This is a genomic window from Burkholderia sp. AU27893 (assembly GCF_002223205.1).
Lineage (GTDB): Bacteria > Pseudomonadota > Gammaproteobacteria > Burkholderiales > Burkholderiaceae > Burkholderia.
Genome location: NZ_NKFD01000002.1, coordinates 837,065 through 858,104 on the forward strand (window position 1 = coordinate 837,065; position 21,040 = coordinate 858,104).

The 21,040-nt window shown below is 66.8% G+C and carries 23 protein-coding genes; 17 read left to right on the forward strand and 6 right to left on the reverse strand.

Annotated elements, in window-relative coordinates:
• Window positions 1-11: 11 nt before the first annotated feature.
• On the forward strand, window positions 12-233 hold the full coding sequence (locus CFB47_RS17040) for a hypothetical protein (RefSeq protein ID WP_069249042.1): 222 nt from the start codon (window positions 12-14) through the stop codon (window positions 231-233).
• A gap of 26 nt (window positions 234-259) precedes the next feature.
• Here CFB47_RS17040 and CFB47_RS17045 read toward each other — a convergent pair whose 3' ends face one another.
• Both CFB47_RS17045 and CFB47_RS17050 read right to left on the reverse strand, forming a co-directional pair.
• A complete protein-coding gene (locus CFB47_RS17045; RefSeq protein WP_089461734.1) occupies window positions 260-454 on the reverse strand; it encodes a DUF2905 domain-containing protein in 195 nt (64 codons plus the stop codon).
• A gap of 11 nt (window positions 455-465) precedes the next feature.
• A complete protein-coding gene (locus CFB47_RS17050) occupies window positions 466-1,659 on the reverse strand; it encodes a class I SAM-dependent methyltransferase (protein WP_089461840.1) in 1,194 nt (397 codons plus the stop codon).
• 13 nt (window positions 1,660-1,672) lie between these two features.
• On the opposite strand from CFB47_RS17050, the gene CFB47_RS17055 reads away from it, so the two are divergent.
• From CFB47_RS17055 to CFB47_RS17085, 7 genes are all read left to right on the forward strand, one after another.
• A complete protein-coding gene (locus tag CFB47_RS17055; RefSeq protein WP_089457047.1) occupies window positions 1,673-2,416 on the forward strand; it encodes an SDR family oxidoreductase in 744 nt (247 codons plus the stop codon).
• 79 nt (window positions 2,417-2,495) lie between these two features.
• A complete protein-coding gene (locus CFB47_RS17060) occupies window positions 2,496-2,900 on the forward strand; it encodes a dihydroneopterin aldolase (RefSeq protein WP_089457048.1) in 405 nt (134 codons plus the stop codon).
• Entirely contained in the window at window positions 2,897-3,892 is a 996-nt protein-coding gene (ttcA, locus tag CFB47_RS17065; RefSeq protein ID WP_089461735.1) for a tRNA 2-thiocytidine(32) synthetase TtcA, read from the forward strand. The genes CFB47_RS17060 and ttcA overlap by 4 nt, the downstream gene beginning before the upstream one ends.
• Window positions 3,893-4,026: 134 nt before the next feature.
• Entirely contained in the window at window positions 4,027-5,388 is a 1,362-nt protein-coding gene (gene glmU / locus CFB47_RS17070) for a bifunctional UDP-N-acetylglucosamine diphosphorylase/glucosamine-1-phosphate N-acetyltransferase GlmU (RefSeq protein ID WP_089461736.1), read from the forward strand.
• A gap of 50 nt (window positions 5,389-5,438) precedes the next feature.
• Complete coding sequence (glmS, locus tag CFB47_RS17075) at window positions 5,439-7,256, forward strand: glutamine--fructose-6-phosphate transaminase (isomerizing) (protein ID WP_089457051.1); 1,818 nt, start codon at window positions 5,439-5,441, stop codon at window positions 7,254-7,256.
• A gap of 59 nt (window positions 7,257-7,315) precedes the next feature.
• Entirely contained in the window at window positions 7,316-7,792 is a 477-nt protein-coding gene (locus tag CFB47_RS17080) for a hypothetical protein (protein WP_089461737.1), read from the forward strand.
• The gene (locus CFB47_RS17085; protein ID WP_011353435.1) at window positions 7,792-8,010 is read left to right on the forward strand and encodes a hypothetical protein; all 219 of its coding nucleotides are present in this window, start codon (window positions 7,792-7,794) and stop codon (window positions 8,008-8,010) included. Before CFB47_RS17080 ends, CFB47_RS17085 begins: the two co-directional genes overlap by 1 nt.
• Before the next feature lie 122 nt (window positions 8,011-8,132).
• Here the strand turns inward: CFB47_RS17085 and CFB47_RS17090 are convergent, their stop codons facing one another.
• Both CFB47_RS17090 and CFB47_RS17095 read right to left on the reverse strand, forming a co-directional pair.
• Entirely contained in the window at window positions 8,133-8,969 is an 837-nt protein-coding gene (locus CFB47_RS17090) for an FTR1 family protein (RefSeq protein WP_089441186.1), read from the reverse strand.
• 12 nt (window positions 8,970-8,981) lie between these two features.
• On the reverse strand, window positions 8,982-9,314 hold the full coding sequence (locus CFB47_RS17095) for a cupredoxin domain-containing protein (protein ID WP_089441187.1): 333 nt from the start codon (window positions 9,312-9,314) through the stop codon (window positions 8,982-8,984).
• 349 nt (window positions 9,315-9,663) lie between these two features.
• Between CFB47_RS17095 and CFB47_RS17100 the strand changes: the two genes are divergently transcribed.
• Window positions 9,664-9,864, forward strand: a complete 201-nt coding sequence (locus CFB47_RS17100; RefSeq protein WP_089461738.1) for a heavy-metal-associated domain-containing protein — start codon at window positions 9,664-9,666, stop codon at window positions 9,862-9,864.
• A gap of 64 nt (window positions 9,865-9,928) precedes the next feature.
• Here CFB47_RS17100 and CFB47_RS17105 read toward each other — a convergent pair whose 3' ends face one another.
• Together CFB47_RS17105 and CFB47_RS17110 are read right to left on the reverse strand one after the other, a co-directional pair.
• Complete coding sequence (locus CFB47_RS17105; RefSeq protein ID WP_089457054.1) at window positions 9,929-11,419, reverse strand: aldehyde dehydrogenase; 1,491 nt, start codon at window positions 11,417-11,419, stop codon at window positions 9,929-9,931.
• Window positions 11,420-11,515: 96 nt separating this feature from the next.
• Window positions 11,516-12,067, reverse strand: a complete 552-nt coding sequence (locus CFB47_RS17110; RefSeq protein WP_089441340.1) for a cupin domain-containing protein — start codon at window positions 12,065-12,067, stop codon at window positions 11,516-11,518.
• A 455-nt stretch (window positions 12,068-12,522) separates the two neighbouring features.
• On the opposite strand from CFB47_RS17110, the gene CFB47_RS41760 reads away from it, so the two are divergent.
• The 8 genes from CFB47_RS41760 to CFB47_RS17150 all read left to right on the forward strand — a co-directional run bounded on the left by CFB47_RS41760 (window position 12,523) and on the right by CFB47_RS17150 (window position 20,979).
• A complete protein-coding gene (locus CFB47_RS41760) occupies window positions 12,523-12,708 on the forward strand; it encodes a hypothetical protein (protein WP_043184603.1) in 186 nt (61 codons plus the stop codon).
• A 283-nt stretch (window positions 12,709-12,991) separates the two neighbouring features.
• Window positions 12,992-13,777: a gamma-glutamyl-gamma-aminobutyrate hydrolase family protein gene (locus CFB47_RS17120; RefSeq protein ID WP_089441190.1), complete on the forward strand. Its 786-nt coding sequence runs from the start codon at window positions 12,992-12,994 to the stop codon at window positions 13,775-13,777.
• A 27-nt stretch (window positions 13,778-13,804) separates the two neighbouring features.
• Complete coding sequence (locus tag CFB47_RS17125) at window positions 13,805-15,142, forward strand: glutamine synthetase family protein (protein ID WP_089441191.1); 1,338 nt, start codon at window positions 13,805-13,807, stop codon at window positions 15,140-15,142.
• A gap of 37 nt (window positions 15,143-15,179) precedes the next feature.
• Complete coding sequence (locus CFB47_RS17130) at window positions 15,180-16,622, forward strand: aspartate aminotransferase family protein (protein ID WP_089457055.1); 1,443 nt, start codon at window positions 15,180-15,182, stop codon at window positions 16,620-16,622.
• Between the two features lie 62 nt (window positions 16,623-16,684).
• On the forward strand, window positions 16,685-17,803 hold the full coding sequence (locus CFB47_RS17135; RefSeq protein WP_089461739.1) for a polyamine ABC transporter substrate-binding protein: 1,119 nt from the start codon (window positions 16,685-16,687) through the stop codon (window positions 17,801-17,803).
• Between the two features lie 188 nt (window positions 17,804-17,991).
• Complete coding sequence (locus tag CFB47_RS17140; RefSeq protein WP_089441194.1) at window positions 17,992-19,146, forward strand: ABC transporter ATP-binding protein; 1,155 nt, start codon at window positions 17,992-17,994, stop codon at window positions 19,144-19,146.
• A gap of 10 nt (window positions 19,147-19,156) precedes the next feature.
• Window positions 19,157-20,143 (forward strand): ABC transporter permease subunit, encoded by a 987-nt coding sequence (locus CFB47_RS17145; protein WP_089461740.1) that lies wholly within the window; start codon window positions 19,157-19,159, stop codon window positions 20,141-20,143.
• Complete coding sequence (locus CFB47_RS17150) at window positions 20,140-20,979, forward strand: ABC transporter permease subunit (RefSeq protein ID WP_011353448.1); 840 nt, start codon at window positions 20,140-20,142, stop codon at window positions 20,977-20,979. The genes CFB47_RS17145 and CFB47_RS17150 overlap by 4 nt, the downstream gene beginning before the upstream one ends.
• The last annotated feature ends 61 nt before the right edge of the window (window positions 20,980-21,040 follow it).

Sequence of the window (21,040 nt, forward strand, 5' to 3'; positions counted from 1 at the left end):
GGGAGAGCACCATGGACACCAACACGTTCACGAAGGGCATCTACACGGCCAAGGCGCATACCCAGCATGCGGGCAACGGGCAGTTCCAGGGTTACGTGATCCTCGCGCGGGATGACGGGGACGACACCGAGAACACGCGCTACGACGTCCACTCGACGAGCCCCAGCGAGGAGGAAGCCTTCGAAGAGGCAAAGGCGCTCGCACACCGGATCCTCGGCGAAATCGAGCTGTAGCGCGCCGCCGCTCTTTTCGGCGCGGCTCAGAGCAGCCGCGCCACCATCGACAGCAGCATCGTCAGCACCAGCGTCGACATGAACGGGAACGGGTAGCGCCGCCCGCCGAGCGTCAGCGTGACGTCGCCCGGCATCCGTCCGATGCCGAGCTTGCCGAGCCACGGCCAGCAGCGCGTCAGGACCATCACCGCGACGAACGACGTCATCAGCCAGCGCAGCATGTCGGCTCCGGTCAGAGTGCGTGCGAGCGGTCGCCGCGCGCGAACGCGTCGAGCGTGCCGTCGATGCCGCGCGAGAACGCGATCACCTTGAACAGCTCGCCCATTTCGGCTTCGGAAATCAGCTTCTGCACCGCGTTCGCGGCAGGCAGGAACGCGTGGATGTCCGACGGATCGATCGCCGACAACGCGTCGGTGATGCCCGCGTTCAGCAGGAAGCGCGCCTGCGACGTGTAGCCGAGCAAATCGGCGCCGGTCGCGACGGCCGCGTCGTAGATGCCGGTGAATTCGACGTGCGCGGTGATGTCCTGCAGCCCCGGGTACAGGAACGGATCGTCGTGCGCATGGTGACGGTAGTGGCACATCAGCGTGCCGCGGTCGCGCTGCGGGTGGTAGTACTCGTGCGCGGGAAAGCCGTAGTCGACCAGCAGCACCGCGCCGCGCCCGAGCATCGTGCAGACGGTGCGCGTGAACGCCAGCGCGGCCTCGTGCGTCTCGGTCACGTAACCGTCCGCCGCATCGTCAAGGCCCGCGAGCACCGGCGGCAGGCCGGCCGGTGCGGCCGGACGGTCCTCGAACACGAACGCCTGCCGCGCGTCGAGCGCAACACCGCGCTCGTGCCATGCGCCGCCCGCCTTCGCGAACAGGCGCACCGGCATCGCATCGAGCACCTCGTTGCCGACCACGACGCCGTCGAACCGCTCGGGCAGCGCGTCGAGCCAGCGCACCTTGGCGGCGAGCGCCGGGGCGGCGGCCGTGATCGTGTCGCGCTGCCGCTCGCGCAGCTCACCCGAGAGATCGACGATCAGGTAGGCGTCGAGTTCGACGCCCAACGCGTCGAGCGCCGCGAGCAGCCCGGCCGCGAGCTTGCCCGTGCCGGCGCCGAATTCCATCACGCTGCGCGTGCCGCTCGCCGCGAGCGCTTCCGCGACCGGCTGCGCGAGCGTCTGCGCGAACAGCGGCGACAGCTCGGGCGCGGTGACGAAGTCGCTGCCGTCGTCGGCGCGGCGCCCGAACTTGCGCGCGCCGCCGCTGTAATAACCGAGGCCGGGCGCATACAGCGCACGCTCCATGAAGCGGTCGAACGGCAGCCAGCCGCCGGCCGCCGCGATCTCGTCGCGCAGTTGCGCGGCGAGGGTTTCGGACTGCGCGAGCGCGTCAGGGCCGGGAGCAGGTAAACTAGTGGGTTCGTGAGCTTTCGGGTTCATCCCGGCATTGTAAATGACCGTTTCAGCCGATACGTCGACCCAGCGCGTGGCGCTCATCACGGGTGCCCTGGGCAGCGCAGCCGACGCCGCGTCGATCGGTCGTGCGCTCGCGACCGGATTCGCCCGGCGCGGCTGGGACGTCGCGCTGCAGCGCAGCCACGGCGCGCCGCATGCGGCAACCGACGCACTCGTCGCCGAAGTCGCGGCGCTCGGCCGCCGCGCGGTCGTGCTCGACGCCGATCTGGCCCTGGAAGCCGACGCCGCCGGACTCGTCGCCGCGTGCGGCGCGGCGCTCGGCCGGCCCGCGTGCGCGGTGTTCGTGAGCGCCAGCGCCGGCGCCGACGACGCGCACACGGTCGACGGCGCGTCGCTCGCCGGCGCCCTCGCGCGCAACGTGACGGCGCCGCTCGCACTGGCCCGCGCGCTCGCCGATGCGACGCCCGACGCCGCGCGCGAGCACGAGGCGCTGCGCGCCTGCGCGATCCACGTGCTGGATCAGGCCCTGTTTCACCCGGCACCGGCGCAGCTGTCGCACGCGCTGATGCAGGCCGCGCTGAACCGCGCGACGTCGGCGCTCGCACTGGCGCTCGCGCCGAAGGTGCGGGTCGCGGCGCTCGTGCGCGGCCACGCGCCGCACGCGGACGACATCGCGGCGGCCGCCTGCTATCTCGCGAGCGCGCCGGGCGTCACCGGCGCGACGCTGACCGTCGACGGCGGCGAGCACCTCGTGCCGCCCGCCGCCGGCCCGAATGAATGAACTGCGCGGAAACGCGCGGCCTGAGCGCCGCCGCCCGCGCCGCTTTGCGTGCGCGCACGCCAATTTGACTGGGACGACCATGTTTTCCGCTCTCCTGCACCCCCGCCTCGCGGACTGCCGCAGGCTCTACCTGCGCGACTACGAAGTGCACATCAACATCGGTGCCTTCGAACACGAGAAGCGCGGCGAGCAGCGCGTCGTCATCAATGTCGACCTGTTCGTGCCGCTCGCGCTGTCCACCCCCGTCGACGACCGGCTGCATGAAATCGTCGACTACGATCTGATGAAGCAGAGCGTCACGCAATGCCTGGCGCGCGGCCACATCCACCTGCAGGAAACGCTGTGCGACGCGATCGCCGCGCGCCTGCTGGCGCACGATGCCGTGCGCGCGGTACGCGTCCGTACCGAGAAACCGGACGCTTATCCGGACTGCGACGCCGTCGGCGTCGAAGTCTTTCGCATCAAGGACGAGGAGCGCGCATGAACGCCCCCCACATGAATGACACGGCGGCCGATGCCGCCACCCTCGACACGCCCGCCGCCCCGGCCGGCCGCCCGGCGCTGACGCGCCGCGAACAGAAGGACGCGTACGAGAACAACAAGCTGTTCAAGCGGATCGTGCGCCAGGTCGGCCAGGCGATCGGCGACTTCAACATGATCGAGCAAGGCGACAAGGTGATGGTGTGCCTGTCGGGCGGCAAGGACAGCTATGCGATGCTCGACGTGCTGCTGCGCCTGCGCGAGCGCGCGCCGATCGATTTCGACATCGTCGCGGTGAACCTCGACCAGAAGCAGCCGGGCTTCCCGGAGCACGTGCTGCCGGAATACCTGAAGCAGGTCGGCGTGCCGTTCCACATCGAGAACCAGGACACCTACAGCATCGTCAAGCGCCTCGTGCCCGAAGGCAAGACGACCTGCTCGCTGTGCTCGCGGCTGCGCCGCGGGATCCTGTACCGCGTGGCCGGCGAGCTCGGCGCGACCAAGATCGCGCTCGGCCACCACCGCGACGACATCGTGCAGACGCTGCTGCTCAACATGTTCTACGGCGGCAAGCTGAAGGGGATGCCGCCGAAGCTGCAGTCGGACGACGGCAAGAACATCGTGATCCGCCCGCTCGCGTACGTGAAGGAAACCGATCTGGAGAAATATGCGGAGCTGCGCGAATTCCCGATCATCCCGTGCAACCTGTGCGGCAGCCAGCCGAACCTGAAGCGCGCGGAAATGAAGGCGCTGATCCGCGAATGGGACAAGCGCTTCCCGGGCCGCGTCGAGAACATGTTCAACGCGCTCGCGAAGGTCGTGCCGTCGCACCTGATGGACACGACGCTGTACCCGTTCCAGTCGCTGCGCGCGACCGGCGAGGCCGATCCGCAGGGCGACATCGCGTTCGACGAGGAACCGTGCGCGTCGGGCGACGACAGCCCGGCGCCGGGCGGCGCCCAACCGATCTCGATCGTCCAGTTCGACGACCTGTAAGCAGGGCCGGAACACCCGCCGGAACGGGGCCGCAAGGCCGCTTTCCGGCGCTGTCGCCCCGCCGCGACAGGCCCGGAGCGACAGGGGCCGCATGCTAAAATGGACGGCTTCGAACTCTGACCCAAGCGCGCGCCATGAATATCGTGATTTTGGCGGCAGGCACCGGCAAGCGCATGCGTTCCGCGCTGCCGAAAGTGCTTCACCCCCTGGCCGGCAGGCCGCTCCTCTCCCACGTCATCGACACCGCGCGTACGCTGCAGCCGTCCCGGCTCGTCGTCGTCGTCGGTCATGGCGCCGAGCAGGTCCAGGCCGCCGTCGCCGCGCCCGACGTCCAGTTCGCGGTGCAGGCCGAACAGCTCGGCACCGGCCACGCGGTGCGCCAGGCGCTGCCGCTCCTCGATCCCGCGCAACCGACGCTCGTGCTGTACGGCGACGTGCCGCTCACGCGCGCGTCGACCCTGCAGCGCCTCGTCGACGCCGCGCGCGAAGGCCGCTACGGGATTCTGACGGTCACGCTCGACGATCCGACCGGCTACGGCCGCATCGTGCGCGACGCGGCCGGCTTCGTCACGCGCATCGTCGAACAGAAGGACGCGTCGCCCGAACAGCTGAAGATCGCCGAGATCAACACCGGCATCATCGTCACACCCACGGCCCAGCTGTCGATGTGGCTCGGCGCGCTGAAGAACGAGAACGCGCAGGGCGAGTACTACCTGACCGACGTCGTCGAACTCGCGATCGAGGCCGGTTTCGAGGTCGTCACCGCGCAGCCCGACGAGGAATGGGAAACGCTCGGCGTGAACAGCAAGGCGCAGCTCGCCGAGCTCGAACGCATCCACCAGCGCACCATCGCCGACGCGCTGCTCGTCGCGGGCGTCACGCTCGCCGATCCGGCGCGCGTCGACGTGCGCGGCACGCTGCGCTGCGGCCGCGACGTGTCGATCGACGTGAACTGCGTGTTCGAAGGCAACGTGACGCTCGCGGACAACGTGACGATCGGCGCGAACTGCGTGATCCGCAATGCGTCGGTCGGCGCGGGCACGCGCATCGACGCGTTCACGCACATCGACGGCGCCGAGCTCGGCGCGCACACCGTGATCGGCCCGTACGCGCGGCTGCGCCCCGGCGCGCAACTCGCGGACGAAGCGCACGTCGGCAACTTCGTCGAGGTGAAGAACGCGGTGATCGGCCACGGCTCGAAGGCGAACCACCTCACGTACATCGGCGACGCCGACATCGGCGCGCGCGTGAACATCGGCGCGGGCACGATCACCTGCAACTACGACGGCGCGAACAAGTTCCGCACCGTGATCGAGGACGACGTGTTCGTCGGCTCCGATACGCAGCTCGTCGCACCCGTGCGTGTCGGCCGCGGCGTGACGATCGCCGCCGGCACGACGATCTGGAAGGACGTGGCCGACGGCCTGCTCGCGTTGAACGAGAAGACCCAGACCGCGAAGAGCGGCTACGTCCGCCCGGTCAAGAAGAAAAGTTAACATCACGCGGGTGCCGTACGGCGCCCGCTTCCCTATGGAAGGTAGATTTCATGTGCGGCATTGTCGGCGCAGTTGCGCAGCGTAATATCGTTCCGGTGCTGATCGAAGGTTTGCGGCGCCTCGAATACCGTGGCTACGACTCGTGCGGCGTCGCCGTGCTCGAGCCGGACGCACCGAAGCGCGCGCGCAGCGTCGCACGCGTCGCCGATCTCGACGCGCAGGTGCGCGAGTCAAACCTCGAAGGCACCACCGGCGTCGCGCACACCCGCTGGGCGACGCATGGCGCGCCCGTCACGCACAACGCGCACCCGATCTTCTCGTCGAACGCGCTCGCGCTCGTCCACAACGGCATCATCGAGAACTTCGAATCGCTGCGCGAAGCGCTGCGCGCGAAGGGCTACGAATTCGTGTCGCAGACCGACACCGAAGTCATCGCCCACCTCGTGCACAGCCTGTATCGCGGCAACCTGTTCGACGCGGTGCGTGAAGCGGTGGGCCAGCTGCACGGCGCATATGCGATCGCCGTGATCCACAAGGACCAGCCGCACACCGTCGTCGGCGCACGCCAGGGTTCGCCGCTCGTGGTCGGCCACGGCGACGGCGAGAACTTCCTCGCGTCCGACGCGCTCGCGCTCGCGGGCAGCACCGACCACTTCACGTTCCTCGAGGAAGGCGACGTGTGCGAGCTGTCGCTCGACGGCGTGAAGATCGTCGACCGCAACGGCGCCACCGCGCAGCGCGAGATCCGCGTGGTCAGCGCGTACGGCGGCGCGGTCGAACTCGGGCCGTATCGCCACTTCATGCAGAAAGAGATCTTCGAGCAGCCGCGCGCGATCAGCGATACCGTGCCGCAGGCGGACGCGTTCGACGCGACGCTGTTCGGCGACGCCGCGCCCGCCGCGTTCGCTGGCATCGACAGCCTGCTGATCCTCGCGTGCGGCACGAGCTACTACTCGGGCCTCACCGCGAAGTACTGGCTCGAATCGATTGCGAAGATTCCGACCCAGGTCGAGATCGCGAGCGAATACCGCTACCGCGAATCGGTGCCGAACCCGCGCCAGCTCGTGCTGGTGATCTCGCAATCGGGCGAGACGGCCGACACGCTCGCCGCGCTCAAGCACGCGCAGTCGCTCGGCCATACGCATACGCTCGCCGTCTGCAACGTCGCGACGAGCGCGATGGTGCGCCTCACCGAAATGCAGTTCCTGACGCACGCGGGCACCGAGATCGGCGTCGCGTCGACGAAGGCGTTCACGACGCAGCTCGTCGCGCTGTTCGTGCTGGCGGCCACGCTCGGCAAGCTGCGCGGGCACGTCGATGCCGCGCAGGAAGCCGAATTCCTGAAGCAGCTGCGCCACCTGCCGGCCGCGCTGAACAGCGTGCTCGCGCTGGAGCCGCAGATCATCGCGTGGTCGGAGGAATTCGCGCGCAAGGAAAACGCGCTGTTCCTCGGCCGCGGGCTGCACTACCCGATCGCGCTCGAAGGCGCGTTGAAGCTGAAGGAAATCTCGTACATCCACGCCGAGGCCTATCCGGCCGGCGAGCTGAAGCACGGGCCGCTCGCGCTCGTCACGGAAGCGATGCCGGTCGTCACGGTCGCGCCGAACGACACGCTGCTCGAGAAGCTGAAGTCGAACATGCAGGAAGTGCGTGCGCGCGGCGGCGAGCTGTACGTGTTCGCCGATGCCGACACGCAGATCGTCAACGACGACGGCCTGCACGTGATCCGGATGCCGGAGCACTATGGGCAACTGTCGCCGATCCTGCACGTCGTGCCGCTGCAATTGCTCGCGTATCACACCGCGTGCGCGCGCGGCACCGACGTCGACAAGCCGCGGAACCTCGCGAAGTCGGTGACGGTGGAGTAAGGCAGGGCACCGGTCGGCGCACCAGCAACGTGTGCGCCGCCGAGACAGACGGAGAGACAATGGTAAGACTGATTGGATGCGGTGTACTGGCGCTGACGTTCGCGTCGACGGGCTGGGCCGCCGAGCATTACGTCGAGGTCTGGAACCCGCCCGAAGCACGGAAGCCGGCAGCCCACGCGCCGGAAGTCCGTACCCCGGATGCCCGTACCGCGGCCACGCACACGGGCGCCGACGCACGCGCCGGCAAGAGCGCGGAGAAGCACGCGAACGCCACCCCGAAAGCCGCGGCGAAACCGCACAAGCGCCGCGTCGCGCAGGCCGTGAAAACCGATTCGCACCGTCCGCCCGCGGCCGGGACGCCGGCCGCTCCGCGCCCCGTTGCGCAGCCCGCACCGGGACGCCTGACGGTGATGCAGCCGGCTGCGCCCGATGCGCCGCACGCACTGAATTACGCCAACATCCCGCGTCAATACACGCCGGACGGCAACGTGCTGCAGGTCGGCACGCACGGCCGCTCCGCGGAGGTAGCTCGATAATGGAAGCGCAAACCTATCACGGCTACCAGATCTGGGGGCACGCGATCCTGCAGCAGGACGAGATCCTGCAACCCGAGCGCTTCGCGGCGAGCGGCACGATCACGCAGAACAACAAGCTGGTCGAGGCATCCGGCGTGCTCGGCGTGTTCGACACCGAGGACGACGCGCGCGACGCGGGGCTCGAATGGGCTCGCGCCTGGATCGACAGCCACCGCTGAGCAAACGCGGCGTGCGCCACCCGCACGCGGCTGTGGAGGCCGCGCACGGGCCGGCCGCGAACCGCACATGAAAAAAGGGGCGTCCGTGATGAACGCCCCTTTTTTATTCGCACCCGGACAACTCAGGCCACCGGCCGTGGCGGCCGCATGGCCGCCTGCGGCCGGCCGACGAGCCGTGCCAGCCCGACGATGGTGGCCAGTGTCGCAAGGTACGCGACGATCTGGATGCCCGCCGGTCGCGCGGTATAGCCGATCAGCGTATGCAGCGCCTTGCCGACGATACTGGTTTCCTTGAGCAGCCACGACGTATCCCAGATCACGTCGCCCCACGACGGCACGAGGCCCGCCGCGAGCAGGAAGCCGACGCACTGGCTCGCCATCCCCGCCGCGAGCAGCACGATCAGCCAGTTGGTGACGGAGAACAGGCGCTTCAGCGGAATCTGCAGCAGGCCCGCATACATCCCGTAGCCGAGCCCGGCGCCGCCCAGCACGCCGAGCAGGCCGCCGACGATCATCTGCGGCGTCTGCCCCGGATCGCCCGCCGCGATGCCGTACAGGAACAGCACGGCCTCGGAGCCTTCGCGCAGCACGGCAACGCCGACCACGATCGCCAGCCCCGTCAGCGGCTTGCTGCCGGCCGCGACGGCACGTCCGACCTCGGTCATCTGCATCGCCATCTCGCGGCCGTGCCGGCTCATCCAGATGCTGTGCCACGCGAGCATCAGCGTCGCGACGAACATCACGCCCGCGTTGAACACCTCCTGCCCCATGCCGGACGCCCACTGCGAAATCACGTCGGCGAACGCGGCAATCAGACCCGCGCCGATCACGCCGCCCACCAGCCCGCCGCCGACCCACCAGCCGCGCCGCGGCACGCCCTTGGTGGCGGCCATCACGATCGACACCACCAGCGCGGCCTCGAGCACTTCACGAAAGACGATCAGGGCAGTAGACAACATGGCGATATCGGCTTATTTGACGGTCAGGTGCGTCTTCGACTGCGCTTCGTGATACTCGTCGTGGAATTCGTACGTGCCGGCCTTCAGCGGCCCGACCATGATTTCCACCGACTTGCCGGCCGGGATGACCTTCTCCGCCTTGAAGTCGTCGCTCTCGAATTCTGCGGGCGTCGCGTCGAGGTTCTTCACGACGAACTTCACCTTCTTGCCGGCCGGGATCGTCACGCCATCGGGCGAAAACTTGTGGTCCTTCAGGGTCAGGTTGACGACATCGTCGGCCGCGAATGCGGACGTGGCCGATGCGCCCAGCAGGGCCAGCGCGAAGCCGAAAGCAAAACGGTTCATGACAGTAACGAATTGAAATATCGAAGGGAACCGATACTAAGATCGATTCGCATTTTCAACTCGCGTACCCTTACTGGCAACATGGTGATCACGCTTCACGGATCGTCGTCGCGCGTTGCCCGGCAAGGCATCCGCCCCGTGTGCGCCAGCACGCTTCGCCGTCAATCGGGATAAATTCGGAATGACGTCAAAGGCACGCTCGCGATTCATCAGACTTCATGTTTACAACCGTCTGACGCTGCAGCGAGGCCGCGACACGGATTTCCGGCAACACGCGTACGCTTGACCTTCCCACCGTGGCAAGCTTCATGCTGTCGATGCTTGTCAATCGTCAACTCAGGAGAACACGATGGAATTCGAAGTCCAGGACATGACCTGCGGCGGCTGCGCCAACGCCATCACGCGCGCGGTGACGGCCGCCGATCCCGCCGCGAAGCTCGACATCGACGTCGCGGCGAAGATCGTCAAGGTCGAATCGGCGCAAGGCGCCGAGCGCGTGCGGTCGATCATCGAAGCCGCCGGCTTCCACCCCGCGCTGCGCGCCGCATAACGCCCGCGCGCCGCGACCCGCGGGCACACCGCCAACCGGCGCTGCGCCCGCGCCCGATTGCGCGTCAGCGCAGCCGGATCAGCGTCGACTTCAGCTCGGTGTATTTCTCGAGCGCATGCAGCGACTTGTCGCGGCCGTTGCCCGACTGCTTGTAGCCGCCGAACGGGAAGTTCATGTCGCCGCCTTCGTCGTAGCAGTTCACCCAGACGGTGCCCGCACGCAGCCGGCGCGACACGTCGTGCGCGGTCGTCAGGTTCGACGTCCACACGGCCGCCGCCAGCCCGTATTCGGTGTCGTTCGCGATCCGCACCGCTTCGTCGACATCGTCGAACACGATCACCGACAGCACGGGCCCGAAGATCTCCTCGCGCGCGATCTTCGCATCCGGCTTCACCTCGAACACCGTCGGCTCCACGTAGAAACCGCCCGTTTCCTCCTTCACGCGCGCACCGCCCGTGACGAGCCTGCCTTCGCTGCGCCCGGCCTCGATATAGCCGAGCACGCGCTCGAGCTGGATGCCGTCGACGATCGCGCCCATCGACACCGCGGGATCGAGCGGATTGCCGGGCACGTACGCGCGTGCGGCCGCGACGAGCTTCTCGATGAACGCGTCCTTGATGTCGCGATGCACGAGGAGGCGCGAGCCTGCCGTGCACATCTCGCCCATGTTGTAGAAGATCGCACCGGCAGCCGCCTGTGCCGCGCGGTCGAGATCGGGACAATCGGGCAGCACGATGTTCGGCGACTTGCCGCCGAGTTCGAGCCACGCACGCTTCAGGTTCGACTGCGCGGCGTACTGCATGATCAGCTTGCCGACCGCCGTCGAGCCCGTGAATGCGATGCAGTCGACGTCGCGATGCAGCGCGAGCAGCTTGCCCGGCTCGCCCGCGCCCGGCACGACGTTGAACACGCCGGCGGGAATGCCGGCCTCATACGCGAGTTGCGCGACGCGGATCGCGGTCAGCGGCGATTTCTCCGACGGTTTCAGCACCACGCTGTTGCCGGCCGCGAGCGCCGGGCCGAATTTCCACGCGGCCATCAGGATCGGGAAGTTCCACGGCACGACGGCGGCCACCACGCCGACCGGCTCGCGCGTGACGAGACCGACGAGATGATGATCGGCCGGCGCGACTTCGCCGCCCACCTTGTCGATCGCTTCCGCAAACCATTCGACGCAGTACGCGGCGCCCGGCACGTCGACCGTCGTCGTGTCGCCGATCGGCTTGCCGGCGTCGAGCGTTTCGAGCAGCGACAGCTCGTCGAGATGCTCGCGCATCAGCGCGGCCCAGCGCAGCAGCACGGCCTTGCGTGCACGCGGGTTCAGCCCGGCCCACACGCCCGCGTCGAACGCGCGGCGCGCGGCGGCCACAGCCGCGTTCACGTCGGCTTCGCCGCAATCGGCGACCTTCGCGAGCACGCGGCCGTCGATCGGGCTCACGCAGTCGAACGTCTTGCCGCCGTGCGCGTCGCGCGACGCGCCGTCGATGAATGCGCGCCCTTCGATCTTGAGCGACGCCGCCTTGTCCTGCCAGTCAGCCAAAGTCAACTTGTTCATCAGGATGCCTCAGTTTTTGGGCATTCGCGATGCGACACGCCGCTGCGCATGACGCGCAGCCGGCCGGCAGCGAATGCAGTGACGCGCGGGGAAAGGTCAGAAGGTCGCCGGCGAATTGGCCGAGACGACCTCGCAGATCAGGTCCGCGCTGGGATTGCGAAAACGGTGCGGCAAACGGCTCTCGAAGTAGTAGCCGTCTCCGGGGTCGAGCAGCCACGTCGCGCCGTCGACGGTCAGCTCGAGCCGGCCCGACACGACGACCCCGCCCTCGTGCCCCGCGTGCACGAGCATCTCGGGCCCCGTGTCGGCCTGCGGCTGATAGATCTCGCGCAGGATGCACATGTTGCGATCCTTCATGCTCGCGCCGACCAGATGAAACGCGAGCGTGTCGTTGCCGAGGTTGGGCATCTCGTCGCGACGCGACACGACCGAGCGCGATTCGATCAGCTCGAACGTGAAGAACTCCGCGAGACTCATCGGGATGCATTCGAGCAGCTTCTTCAACGAACCGACCGACGGGCTCACGCGGCCCTGTTCGATCAGCGAGATCGTGCCATTGGTCACGCCGGCCCGCTTCGCGAGTTCGCGCTGCGACAGGCCATGCTTGTTGCGCACGAAACGCAGGCGCTCGGCGACTTCGGTGGACATCGATTCGGTTTCGGACACGATAAGTGCGATGACAAAGTGAAACGACGCGGTGGACAGCCGTTGAATATTCTAATCACTTTATGCCGCGCATCAGCGGGGAAAACCCTGAAAGGCGTTCGAAATAATGAACACCGCGCCGATTATTCCTTTTACGAATCTTTTGTTCGCACTGCTCGGGAAAGCCCTGATGCAACACCGTTAAAAAACATTTGACGCCGTTTTTGGCTCGTATATGCTGGCTCTCAGGTTAGCGTCATCAAGCATTCATCGGCAGCAAAAAACGTTATTGCAACGCAAAAATTGATGCCCATCAATGTAAATAACGCGTAACCGGCGCCTTGATTATTTTAAACGCCCAGCGCGTCGAAACGGTCAGGTGTTCAATACTTTCAACAACCCAGTCGAGTGTAATCGTGAGAGTCCGTGGCCCTCTGGTGAGGTGGGATCGAGGCGATGTGCGAAGTTTGCGCAGCGCGGCGTCCGCTTCCGACGACGGCAGTTGCGGCTGGCATAGTCCTCGCCTGCTTCACCTGTCGATCTACACCATCCTGTCCCGTCGTTCCGTTCGGCGTCACAACGCCGTTTCCGCACGCGCATTCGTCGCCGTCGACACCGACGAAGTGGCGTCGCTGCTGCCGTAGCGCCTCTCCTTTCTTTACGTCGTTCGTTTCGTCTGCTGATTCGCCAACCGCATCGTCCGTGCGGTGACGGAACGCGTTCGCGCATGCGTTGCCGCGTCGCGTGTCGCAATGAAACGAACGACGGCCTGATCGTCGCGCGCAGCGCGGATCGCCACGCCATCCCGTTGCGCCCATTCACCAGCGGCCTTGCCTCTTGCGCAAGGCTGCGGGGCCGTTGCACGCCGGCGTTTCGCCACATCCGGCAAGCAAGACGCAACGACCCTCCGGATAACTGATTGACGTCATGGATAGAAGGAAACCTCTCGTCGGCATCACCGCCGACCACACGCAAATCGGCGCACACGCGTCGCATACGGTCGGCGACAAATACGTCGCCGCGATCGTCGACGGCGCGCAAGCGTTCGCGATGGTGCTGCCCGCGCTCGGCGAGCGCCAGTCGGTCGACGACGTACTCGACACGGTCGACGGCCTGCTGTTTACCGGCAGCTACTCGAACGTCGAGCCGCATCGGTACGGCGGCGAACCGAGCGCGCCGGGCACGAAGCACGACCCGGCCCGCGACGCGACCACGCTGCCGCTGCTGCGCGCGGCGATCGCCGCGGGCGTGCCCGTGCTGGCCGTCTGCCGCGGCTTCCAGGAGCTGAACGTCGTCTGCGGCGGCACGCTGCACCAGCGCGTGCACGAAGTGCCGGGCCTCGCCGATCACCGCGAGGACGACGACGCGCCGATGGACACGCAGTACGGCCCCGCGCACGTCGTGCGCCTGACGCCCGGCGGCACGCTGCACGCACTTGCCGGCGGCCGCGACGAAGTGCACGTGAACTCGCTGCACAAGCAGGGCATCGCCCAGCTCGGCTCCGGCCTCGCCGTCGAAGCCGTCGCGCCGGACGGGCTGATCGAAGCCGTGAGCGTCGTCGATGCACCGGCTTTCGCCCTCGCCGTGCAGTGGCATCCGGAATGGCGCCATGCGCAGGATCCGCTGTCGAGCGCGATCTTCCGCGCCTTCGGCGATGCCTGCCGCGCCCGCCGCGCTGCCCGCACGCGTGCCACGGCCGCCGCGCTCGCCTGAGCGCCGACCCAACCAACGAGAACAGACATGCAAGACATCGAAGATTTTCTGAAGCAGCACCGGATTACCGAAGTCGAAGCGATCATCCCCGACATGGCCGGCATCGCGCGCGGCAAGATCACGCCGCGCAACAAGTTCACGTCCGGCGAATCGATGCGCCTGCCGCAAGCCGTGATGGTGCAGACCGTCACCGGCGAATATCCGGAAGACGGCTCGCTGACCGGCGTGACCGACCCCGACATGGTGTGCGTGCCCGACACGTCGACGATCCGCCTGATTCCGTGGGCCGTCGACCCGACCGCGCAGGTGATCCACGACTGCGTGCACTTCGACGGCTCGCCGGTCGAGATCTCGCCGCGCTACGTGCTGCGCCGCGTGCTCGACCTGTACAAGGCGAAGGGCTGGAAGCCCGTCGTCGCGCCGGAACTCGAGTTCTACCTGGTCGACATGAACAAGGACCCCGACCTGCCGCTGCGCCCGCCGGTCGGCCGCACGGGTCGCCCCGAAACGGGCCGCCAGTCGTATTCGATCGAGGCCGTCAACGAGTTCGACCCGCTGTTCGAGGACATCTACGAGTACTGCGAAGCGCAGAACCTCGACATCGACACGCTGATCCACGAAGTCGGCGCCGCGCAGATGGAGATCAACTTCATGCACGGCGACGCGCTGTCGCTGGCCGACCAGGTGTTCCTGTTCAAGCGCACGGTGCGCGAGGCCGCGCTGCGTCACAACATGTACGCGACGTTCATGGCCAAGCCGATGGAAGACGAGCCCGGTTCGGCGATGCACGTGCACCAAAGCATCGTCGACGAGGAAACCGGCCAGAACCTGTTCACGTCGCCGGAAACCGGCGGCGCGACGTCGATGTTCTACAACTACCTCGCGGGGCTGCAGAAATACACGCCGGCACTGATGCCGATCTTCGCGCCGTACATCAACTCGTATCGCCGCCTGTCGCGCTTCATGGCTGCGCCGATCAACGTGCAGTGGGGCTACGACAACCGCACGGTCGGCTTCCGCATCCCGCACTCGGGCCCGTCGGCACGCCGTATCGAGAACCGCATCCCGGGCGTCGACTGCAACCCGTACCTCGCGCTCGCCGCGACGCTCGCGGCCGGCTATCTCGGCATGACGCAGCGCCTGGAGCCGACCGAGCCGCTCGTCAGCGACGGCTACGAGCTGCCGTACCAGCTGCCGCGCAACCTCGAGGAAGGGCTGACGCTGATGGCCGCCTGCGAGCCGCTCGGCGAGATCCTCGGCCACAAGTTCCTGAAGGCGTATTTCGCACTGAAGGAAACCGAATACGAAGCGTTCTTCCGCGTGATCAGCTCGTGGGAACGCCGCCATCTGCTGCTGCACGTCTGAGCGTGCACCCGACCGAATACGGAATCACGGAGGAAACATGACGTATCGCAACGAATCAGCCTGGGTCCAGCCGGCCGCACCGAGCGCCACGGCGGCCGCACCGCGCGCGACGCAGGCGCGCACGACCGCCGAATACCGCGCGCTCGACGCCGCGCACCACATCCACCCGTTCTCGGACATGGGCGCGCTGAACCGCGCCGGCAGCCGCGTGATCGTGAAGGCCGACGGCGTCTATCTGTGGGACTCGGACGGCAACAAGGTGATCGACGGGATGGCCGGCCTCTGGTGCGTGAACGTCGGCTACGGCCGCAAGGAACTCGCCGACGCCGCGTATCGCCAGATCCAGGAACTGCCGTTCTACAACACGTTCTTCAAGACCACGCACCCGCCGGTGATCGAGCTTTCCGCGATGCTCGCGGAAGTCACGCCTGCCGGCTTCAACCACTTCTTCTATTGCAACAGCGGCTCGGAAGGCAACGACACCGTGCTGCGCCTCGTGCACCAGTACTGGCGCGTGCAGGGCCAGCCGCAGAAGAAGTACGTGATCTCGCGCAAGAACGGCTATCACGGCTCGACGATCGCCGGCGGCACGCTCGGCGGGATGGGCTACATGCACGAGCAGATGCCGTCGAAGGTCGAGCACATCGTGCACATCGACCAGCCGTATTTCTTCGGCGAAGCAGCGGCCGGCGAAACGCCGGAAGCGTTCGGCCTGGCGCGTGCGCAGCAGCTCGAAGCGAAGATCCTCGAACTCGGCGCGGAGAACGTCGCCGCGTTCATCGGCGAGCCGTTCCAGGGCGCGGGCGGCGTGATCTTCCCGCCGTCGACGTACTGGCCGGAAATCCAGCGGATCTGCCGCAAGTACGACATCCTGCTGGTGGCCGACGAAGTGATCGGCGGCTTCGGCCGCACCGGCGAATGGTTCGCCCACCAGCACTTCGGTTTCGAGCCCGATCTCATCACGATGGCCAAGGGCCTCACGTCGGGCTACGTGCCGATGGGAGCGGTCGGCATTCACGAGCGCGTGGCGCGGCCGATCATCGACAACGGCGAATTCAACCACGGCCTCACGTACTCGGGCCACCCGGTCGCGGCGGCCGTCGCGGTCGCGAACCTGAAGCTGCTGCGCGACGAAGGGATCGTCGAGCGCGTGAAGAACGACACGGGCCCGTACTTCCAGGCGCTGATGCGCGAAACCTTCGCGCGTCACCCGATCGTCGGCGAAGTGCATGGCCACGGCCTCGTCGCGAGCCTGCAGCTCGCCGAAGCGCCGGCCGAACGCCGCCGCTTCGCGAACGGCGGCGACGTCGGCACGATCTGCCGCGACTTCTGCTTCAACGGCAACCTGATCATGCGCGCGACCGGCGACCGGATGCTGCTGTCGCCGCCGCTCGTGATCTCGCGTCCGGAAATCGATGAACTCGTATCGAAGGCGAAAAAAGCAGTCGATGCAACCGCCCAGCAACTGGGTATTTCGTAACGGTTTTTGCCTACAGGCGTGCGGCGGGCGCCGCACGCCGCCATAACCAGGGGAATTCCACCATGCGTGCCTGCCTTCTTCGCCAAGCCTGTTCCGTTGCCGCCCTTGCCGCCGCGGCCGCGTTCACGTCGGTCGCCAGCCCGACGGCACACGCGGCCGACGAGCTGAACGTCTACAACTGGTCCGACTACATCGCACCCGACACGATCCCGAACTTCCAGAAGCAGACGGGTATCCACGTCAAGTACGACAACTACGACAGCGACGACACGCTTCAGGCGAAGCTGCTGGCCGGCAGTTCGGGCTACGACATCGTCGTGCCGACGTCGAACTACATGGCCAAGCAGATCCAGGCCGGCGTGTACCAGAAGCTCGACAAGTCGAAGCTGCCGAACCTCGCGAACCTCGACCCGCTGCTGATGAAGATGATCTCGGACGCCGATCCGGGCAACCAGTACGGTGTGCCCTGGGCCTACGGCACGGACGGCATCGGCTACAACGTGCAGGCGGTGAAGAAGGCGCTCGGCGACAAGGCGCCGGTCGACAGCTGGGCACTGGTGTTCGACCCGGCCAACATGGAAAAGCTGAAGGGCTGCGGCGTGTCGTTCCTCGACCAGGCCGTGGACGTGTTTGCCGCCACGCTGCAATACATGGGCAAGGACCCGAACAGCAAGAATCCCGGCGACTACCAGGCTGCATTCGAAGTCCTGAAGAAAGTCCGCCCGTACATCACCCAGTTCAACTCGTCCGGCTACATCAACGACCTCGCGAACAACGACGTGTGCGTCGCGCTCGGCTGGTCGGGCGACGTCGGCATCGCGCACCGCCGCTCGTCGGAAGCGAAGCGTTCGTACGACATCAAGTTCTCGAACCCGAAGGAAGGCGGCCTGCTGTGGTTCGACGTGATGGTGATCCCGAAGGATGCGCCGCACCCCGAGGCCGCACTGAAGTGGATCAACTACGTGTCCGATCCGAAGGTCAACGCGGCGATCACCAACACGGTGTTCTACCCGACCGCGAACAAGGCTGCGCACCAGTTCGTCACGCCGGCCGTCGCGCAGGACCCGACCGTCTACCCGCCTGAAGACGTGCTGAAGAAGATGGTGCTGATGAAGCCGATGCCGGCCGACATCCTGCGCCTCGAGAACCGTCTGTGGGCCCAATTGAAGACCGGCCACTGATCGACCTGAATGCCGGCGGCGCAGGCGGCGCTTCTCGCCTGCCCGCCTGAGATCCGCGGACCTCCGTCCGCCCGCGCGCGCCGCGCGCACTGTTCCATCCGGCACGAGCCGTCGCCCGTGAGTCGCGTCATGCACCTCGCGCGGGGACCCTCACGCCTGCAATCCGTGAAGAACGAATGGTGAATCCCATGCAATCGATACCCTCTTCCGCTGCTGCACGACAGACCCAACCGGCCCCCGCGGCCCGTACGCAAAACGACGCCTTCGTGCGCATCGAAAACGTCGTGAAGAAATTCGGCGACAGCACCGCCGTCGACAACGTGAACCTGACGATCGCGAAGAACGAGCTGTTCGCGCTGCTCGGCAGCTCGGGCTGCGGCAAGTCGACGTTGCTGCGCATGCTCGCCGGGCTCGAGACGGCCACCTCGGGCAAGATCTTCGTCGACGGCGAGGACCTCGCATCGCTGCCACCGTACCGCCGCCCGGTGAACATGATGTTCCAGTCGTACGCGCTGTTCCCGCACATGACGGTCGAATCGAACGTCGCGTTCGGCCTGAAGCAGGAAGGCACGCCGAAGAACGAGATCAAGGAGCGCGTGGCCGATGCGCTCGCGCTCGTGCAGATGAGCAAGTACGCGCAGCGCAAGCCGCACCAGCTCTCCGGCGGCCAGCAACAGCGCGTCGCGCTCGCGCGCTCGCTGGTCAAGCGCCCGAAGCTGCTCTTGCTCGACGAGCCGATGTCCGCGCTCGACAAGAAGATCCGCCAGAAGACCCAGCTCGAACTCGTGAACATCATCGAGAAGGTCGACGTGACCTGCGTGATGGTCACGCACGACCAGGAAGAGGCGATGACGATGGCCAGCCGCCTCGCGGTGATGAGCGAAGGCAAGATCGTGCAGATCGGCGCGCCGGGCGAGGTGTACGAATTCCCGAACAGCCGCTTCTCGGCCGAATTCATCGGCTCGACCAACCTGTTCGAAGGGCGCGTGGTGGAAGACGAGCCCGATCACATCTTCGTCGAGAGCGACGACCTCGAAGCGCGCATGTACGTGAGCCACGGCATCACGGGCCCGCTCGGCATGCCGGTGGGCATCTCGGTGCGCCCCGAACGCATCCACGTGTCGCGCGAGAAACCCGGCTCGAAACACAACTGGGCGCGCGGCGTCGTGACCGACATCGCGTACATGGGCAGCTACTCGCTGTACCACGTGCGCCTGCCGAGCGGCAAGACGGTGGTGTCGAACCTGTCGAGCTCGCACCTGATGAACGACAACGCACCGGCGTGGAACGACGACGTGTTCGTGTCGTGGTCGCCCGCCAGCGGCGTCGTGCTGACGCAGTGAGGACGCCACGATGAGAACCTCCGCCTCCAATCCGTCCGCGCCGGTGCCGACCGGCACCGCGAGTGCCGGCGCCGGCCGCGCCCGCCCGGGCCGCCTTGCCGCGCTGTCGCGCTTCCTGCCGTCGGGCCGCAGCGTCGCGATCGGCGTGCCGTTCGTGTGGCTGGCCGTGTTCTTCGCGCTGCCGTTCGTGCTGGTGCTGAAGATCAGCTTCGCCGACCAGGTGATGGGCATCCCGCCGTACACGTCGCTCGTCGAGATCAAGGACGGCGTCGTGCACTTCGCGCTGCAGCTGTCGCACTACGCGTTCCTGCTGCAGGACGACCTGTACATCGCGACCTACCTCAGCTCGCTGAAGATGGCCGCCGTGTCGACGGTGCTGTGCCTGCTGATCGGGTACCCGATGGCGTACTACATCGCCCGCTCGGAACCGAACCGCCGCAACGTGCTGATGATGGCCGTGATGCTGCCGTTCTGGACGTCGTTCCTGATCCGCGTGTACGCATGGATCGGCATCCTGAAGGACGATGGCTTGCTGAACCACACGCTGATCGCGCTCGGCATCATCCACACGCCGCTGCGCCTCTACCACAGCGACGCGGGCGTCTACATCGGGATGGTCTATTCGTACCTGCCGTTCATGGTGATGCCGCTGTACGCGCACCTCGTGAAGATGGACCTCACGCTGCTCGAAGCCGCGTACGACCTCGGCGCGAAACCGTGGGTCGCGTTCACGCGGATCACGCTGCCGCTGTCGAAGAACGGGATCATCGCCGGCAGCCTGCTGGTGTTCATCCCGGCGGTGGGCGAGTACGTGATCCCGGAGCTGCTCGGCGGCGCCGACACGCTGATGATCGGCCGCGTGATGTGGGATGAATTCTTCAACAACATGGACTGGCCGATGGCGTCTGCGGTGACGGTCGCGATGGTGATGCTGCTGCTGGTGCCGATGGCGCTGTTCCAGTACTACCAGGTCAAGGAACTGGAGGACGCGAAATGATCAAGCCGAGCAAACCACTGTCGACGGGCGTCCTCGCCTTCGGCTTCCTGTTCCTGTACATCCCGATCATCAGCCTGGTCGTGTACTCGTTCAACGAGTCGAAGCTGGTGACGGTGTGGTCGGGCTTCTCGCTGAAGTGGTACTCCGCGCTGCTGGACGACGACGAGCTGCTGACCGCCGCGTGGCTGTCGCTGAAGATCGGCCTCTTGACGGCCACCGCGTCAGTCGTGATCGGCACGTGGGCGGGCTTCGTGCTCGCGCGCTTCGGCCGCTTCAAGGGCTTCACGCTGTACACGGGGATGATCAACGCGCCGCTGGTGATCCCGGAAGTGATCCAAGGCATCTCGCTGCTGTTGCTGTTCGTTGCGCTGGAGCAGATGTTCGGCTGGCCGAAGGGGCGCGGGATGGTGACGATCTGGATCGGTCACGTGATGCTGTGCGTGTCGTACGTGGCGATCATCGTGCAGTCGCGCGTGAAGGAGATGAACAAGTCGCTGGAAGAGGCCGCGCTGGATCTCGGTGCGACGCCGCTGAAGGTGTTCTTCGTGGTGACGCTGCCGCTGATCTCGCAGGCGCTGCTGTCGGGGTGGCTGCTGTCGTTCACGCTGTCGATCGACGATCTGGTGCTGTCGGCGTTCCTGTCCGGGCCGGGCTCGACGACGCTGCCGCTGGTGGTGTTCTCGCGCGTGCGGCTGGGGCTGAACCCGGAGATGAACGCGCTGGCGACGCTGTTCATCACAGCGGTGACGATCGGCGTGATCGTCGTGAACCGGATGATGATCGCGCGTGAGCGGCGCCGTATCGCCGACATGAAGGCGGCGTTCGCGGTGGCGTGACGCCCCGCTTCCGGCCTCAAAGATAACAAGCACTGCAGACAAGCAACCCGCGCTGCCCCAG

What these genes read in the sequence shown, in the direction of transcription:
- CFB47_RS17040 (WP_069249042.1), top strand. Translation starts at nt 12, where the DNA reads ATGGACACCAACACGTTCACGAAGGGCATCTACACGGCCAAGGCGCAT.
- CFB47_RS17045 (WP_089461734.1), bottom strand. Translation starts at nt 454, where the DNA reads ATGCTGCGCTGGCTGATGACGTCGTTCGTCGCGGTGATGGTCCTGACG.
- CFB47_RS17050 (WP_089461840.1), bottom strand. Translation starts at nt 1,659, where the DNA reads ATGAACCCGAAAGCTCACGAACCCACTAGTTTACCTGCTCCCGGCCCT.
- CFB47_RS17055 (WP_089457047.1), top strand. Translation starts at nt 1,673, where the DNA reads ATGACCGTTTCAGCCGATACGTCGACCCAGCGCGTGGCGCTCATCACG.
- CFB47_RS17060 (WP_089457048.1), top strand. Translation starts at nt 2,496, where the DNA reads ATGTTTTCCGCTCTCCTGCACCCCCGCCTCGCGGACTGCCGCAGGCTC.
- ttcA (WP_089461735.1), top strand. Translation starts at nt 2,897, where the DNA reads ATGAACGCCCCCCACATGAATGACACGGCGGCCGATGCCGCCACCCTC.
- glmU (WP_089461736.1), top strand. Translation starts at nt 4,027, where the DNA reads ATGAATATCGTGATTTTGGCGGCAGGCACCGGCAAGCGCATGCGTTCC.
- glmS (WP_089457051.1), top strand. Translation starts at nt 5,439, where the DNA reads ATGTGCGGCATTGTCGGCGCAGTTGCGCAGCGTAATATCGTTCCGGTG.
- CFB47_RS17080 (WP_089461737.1), top strand. Translation starts at nt 7,316, where the DNA reads ATGGTAAGACTGATTGGATGCGGTGTACTGGCGCTGACGTTCGCGTCG.
- CFB47_RS17085 (WP_011353435.1), top strand. Translation starts at nt 7,792, where the DNA reads ATGGAAGCGCAAACCTATCACGGCTACCAGATCTGGGGGCACGCGATC.
- CFB47_RS17090 (WP_089441186.1), bottom strand. Translation starts at nt 8,969, where the DNA reads ATGTTGTCTACTGCCCTGATCGTCTTTCGTGAAGTGCTCGAGGCCGCG.
- CFB47_RS17095 (WP_089441187.1), bottom strand. Translation starts at nt 9,314, where the DNA reads ATGAACCGTTTTGCTTTCGGCTTCGCGCTGGCCCTGCTGGGCGCATCG.
- CFB47_RS17100 (WP_089461738.1), top strand. Translation starts at nt 9,664, where the DNA reads ATGGAATTCGAAGTCCAGGACATGACCTGCGGCGGCTGCGCCAACGCC.
- CFB47_RS17105 (WP_089457054.1), bottom strand. Translation starts at nt 11,419, where the DNA reads ATGAACAAGTTGACTTTGGCTGACTGGCAGGACAAGGCGGCGTCGCTC.
- CFB47_RS17110 (WP_089441340.1), bottom strand. Translation starts at nt 12,067, where the DNA reads ATGTCCACCGAAGTCGCCGAGCGCCTGCGTTTCGTGCGCAACAAGCAT.
- CFB47_RS17120 (WP_089441190.1), top strand. Translation starts at nt 12,992, where the DNA reads ATGGATAGAAGGAAACCTCTCGTCGGCATCACCGCCGACCACACGCAA.
- CFB47_RS17125 (WP_089441191.1), top strand. Translation starts at nt 13,805, where the DNA reads ATGCAAGACATCGAAGATTTTCTGAAGCAGCACCGGATTACCGAAGTC.
- CFB47_RS17130 (WP_089457055.1), top strand. Translation starts at nt 15,180, where the DNA reads ATGACGTATCGCAACGAATCAGCCTGGGTCCAGCCGGCCGCACCGAGC.
- CFB47_RS17135 (WP_089461739.1), top strand. Translation starts at nt 16,685, where the DNA reads ATGCGTGCCTGCCTTCTTCGCCAAGCCTGTTCCGTTGCCGCCCTTGCC.
- CFB47_RS17140 (WP_089441194.1), top strand. Translation starts at nt 17,992, where the DNA reads ATGCAATCGATACCCTCTTCCGCTGCTGCACGACAGACCCAACCGGCC.
- CFB47_RS17145 (WP_089461740.1), top strand. Translation starts at nt 19,157, where the DNA reads ATGAGAACCTCCGCCTCCAATCCGTCCGCGCCGGTGCCGACCGGCACC.
- CFB47_RS17150 (WP_011353448.1), top strand. Translation starts at nt 20,140, where the DNA reads ATGATCAAGCCGAGCAAACCACTGTCGACGGGCGTCCTCGCCTTCGGC.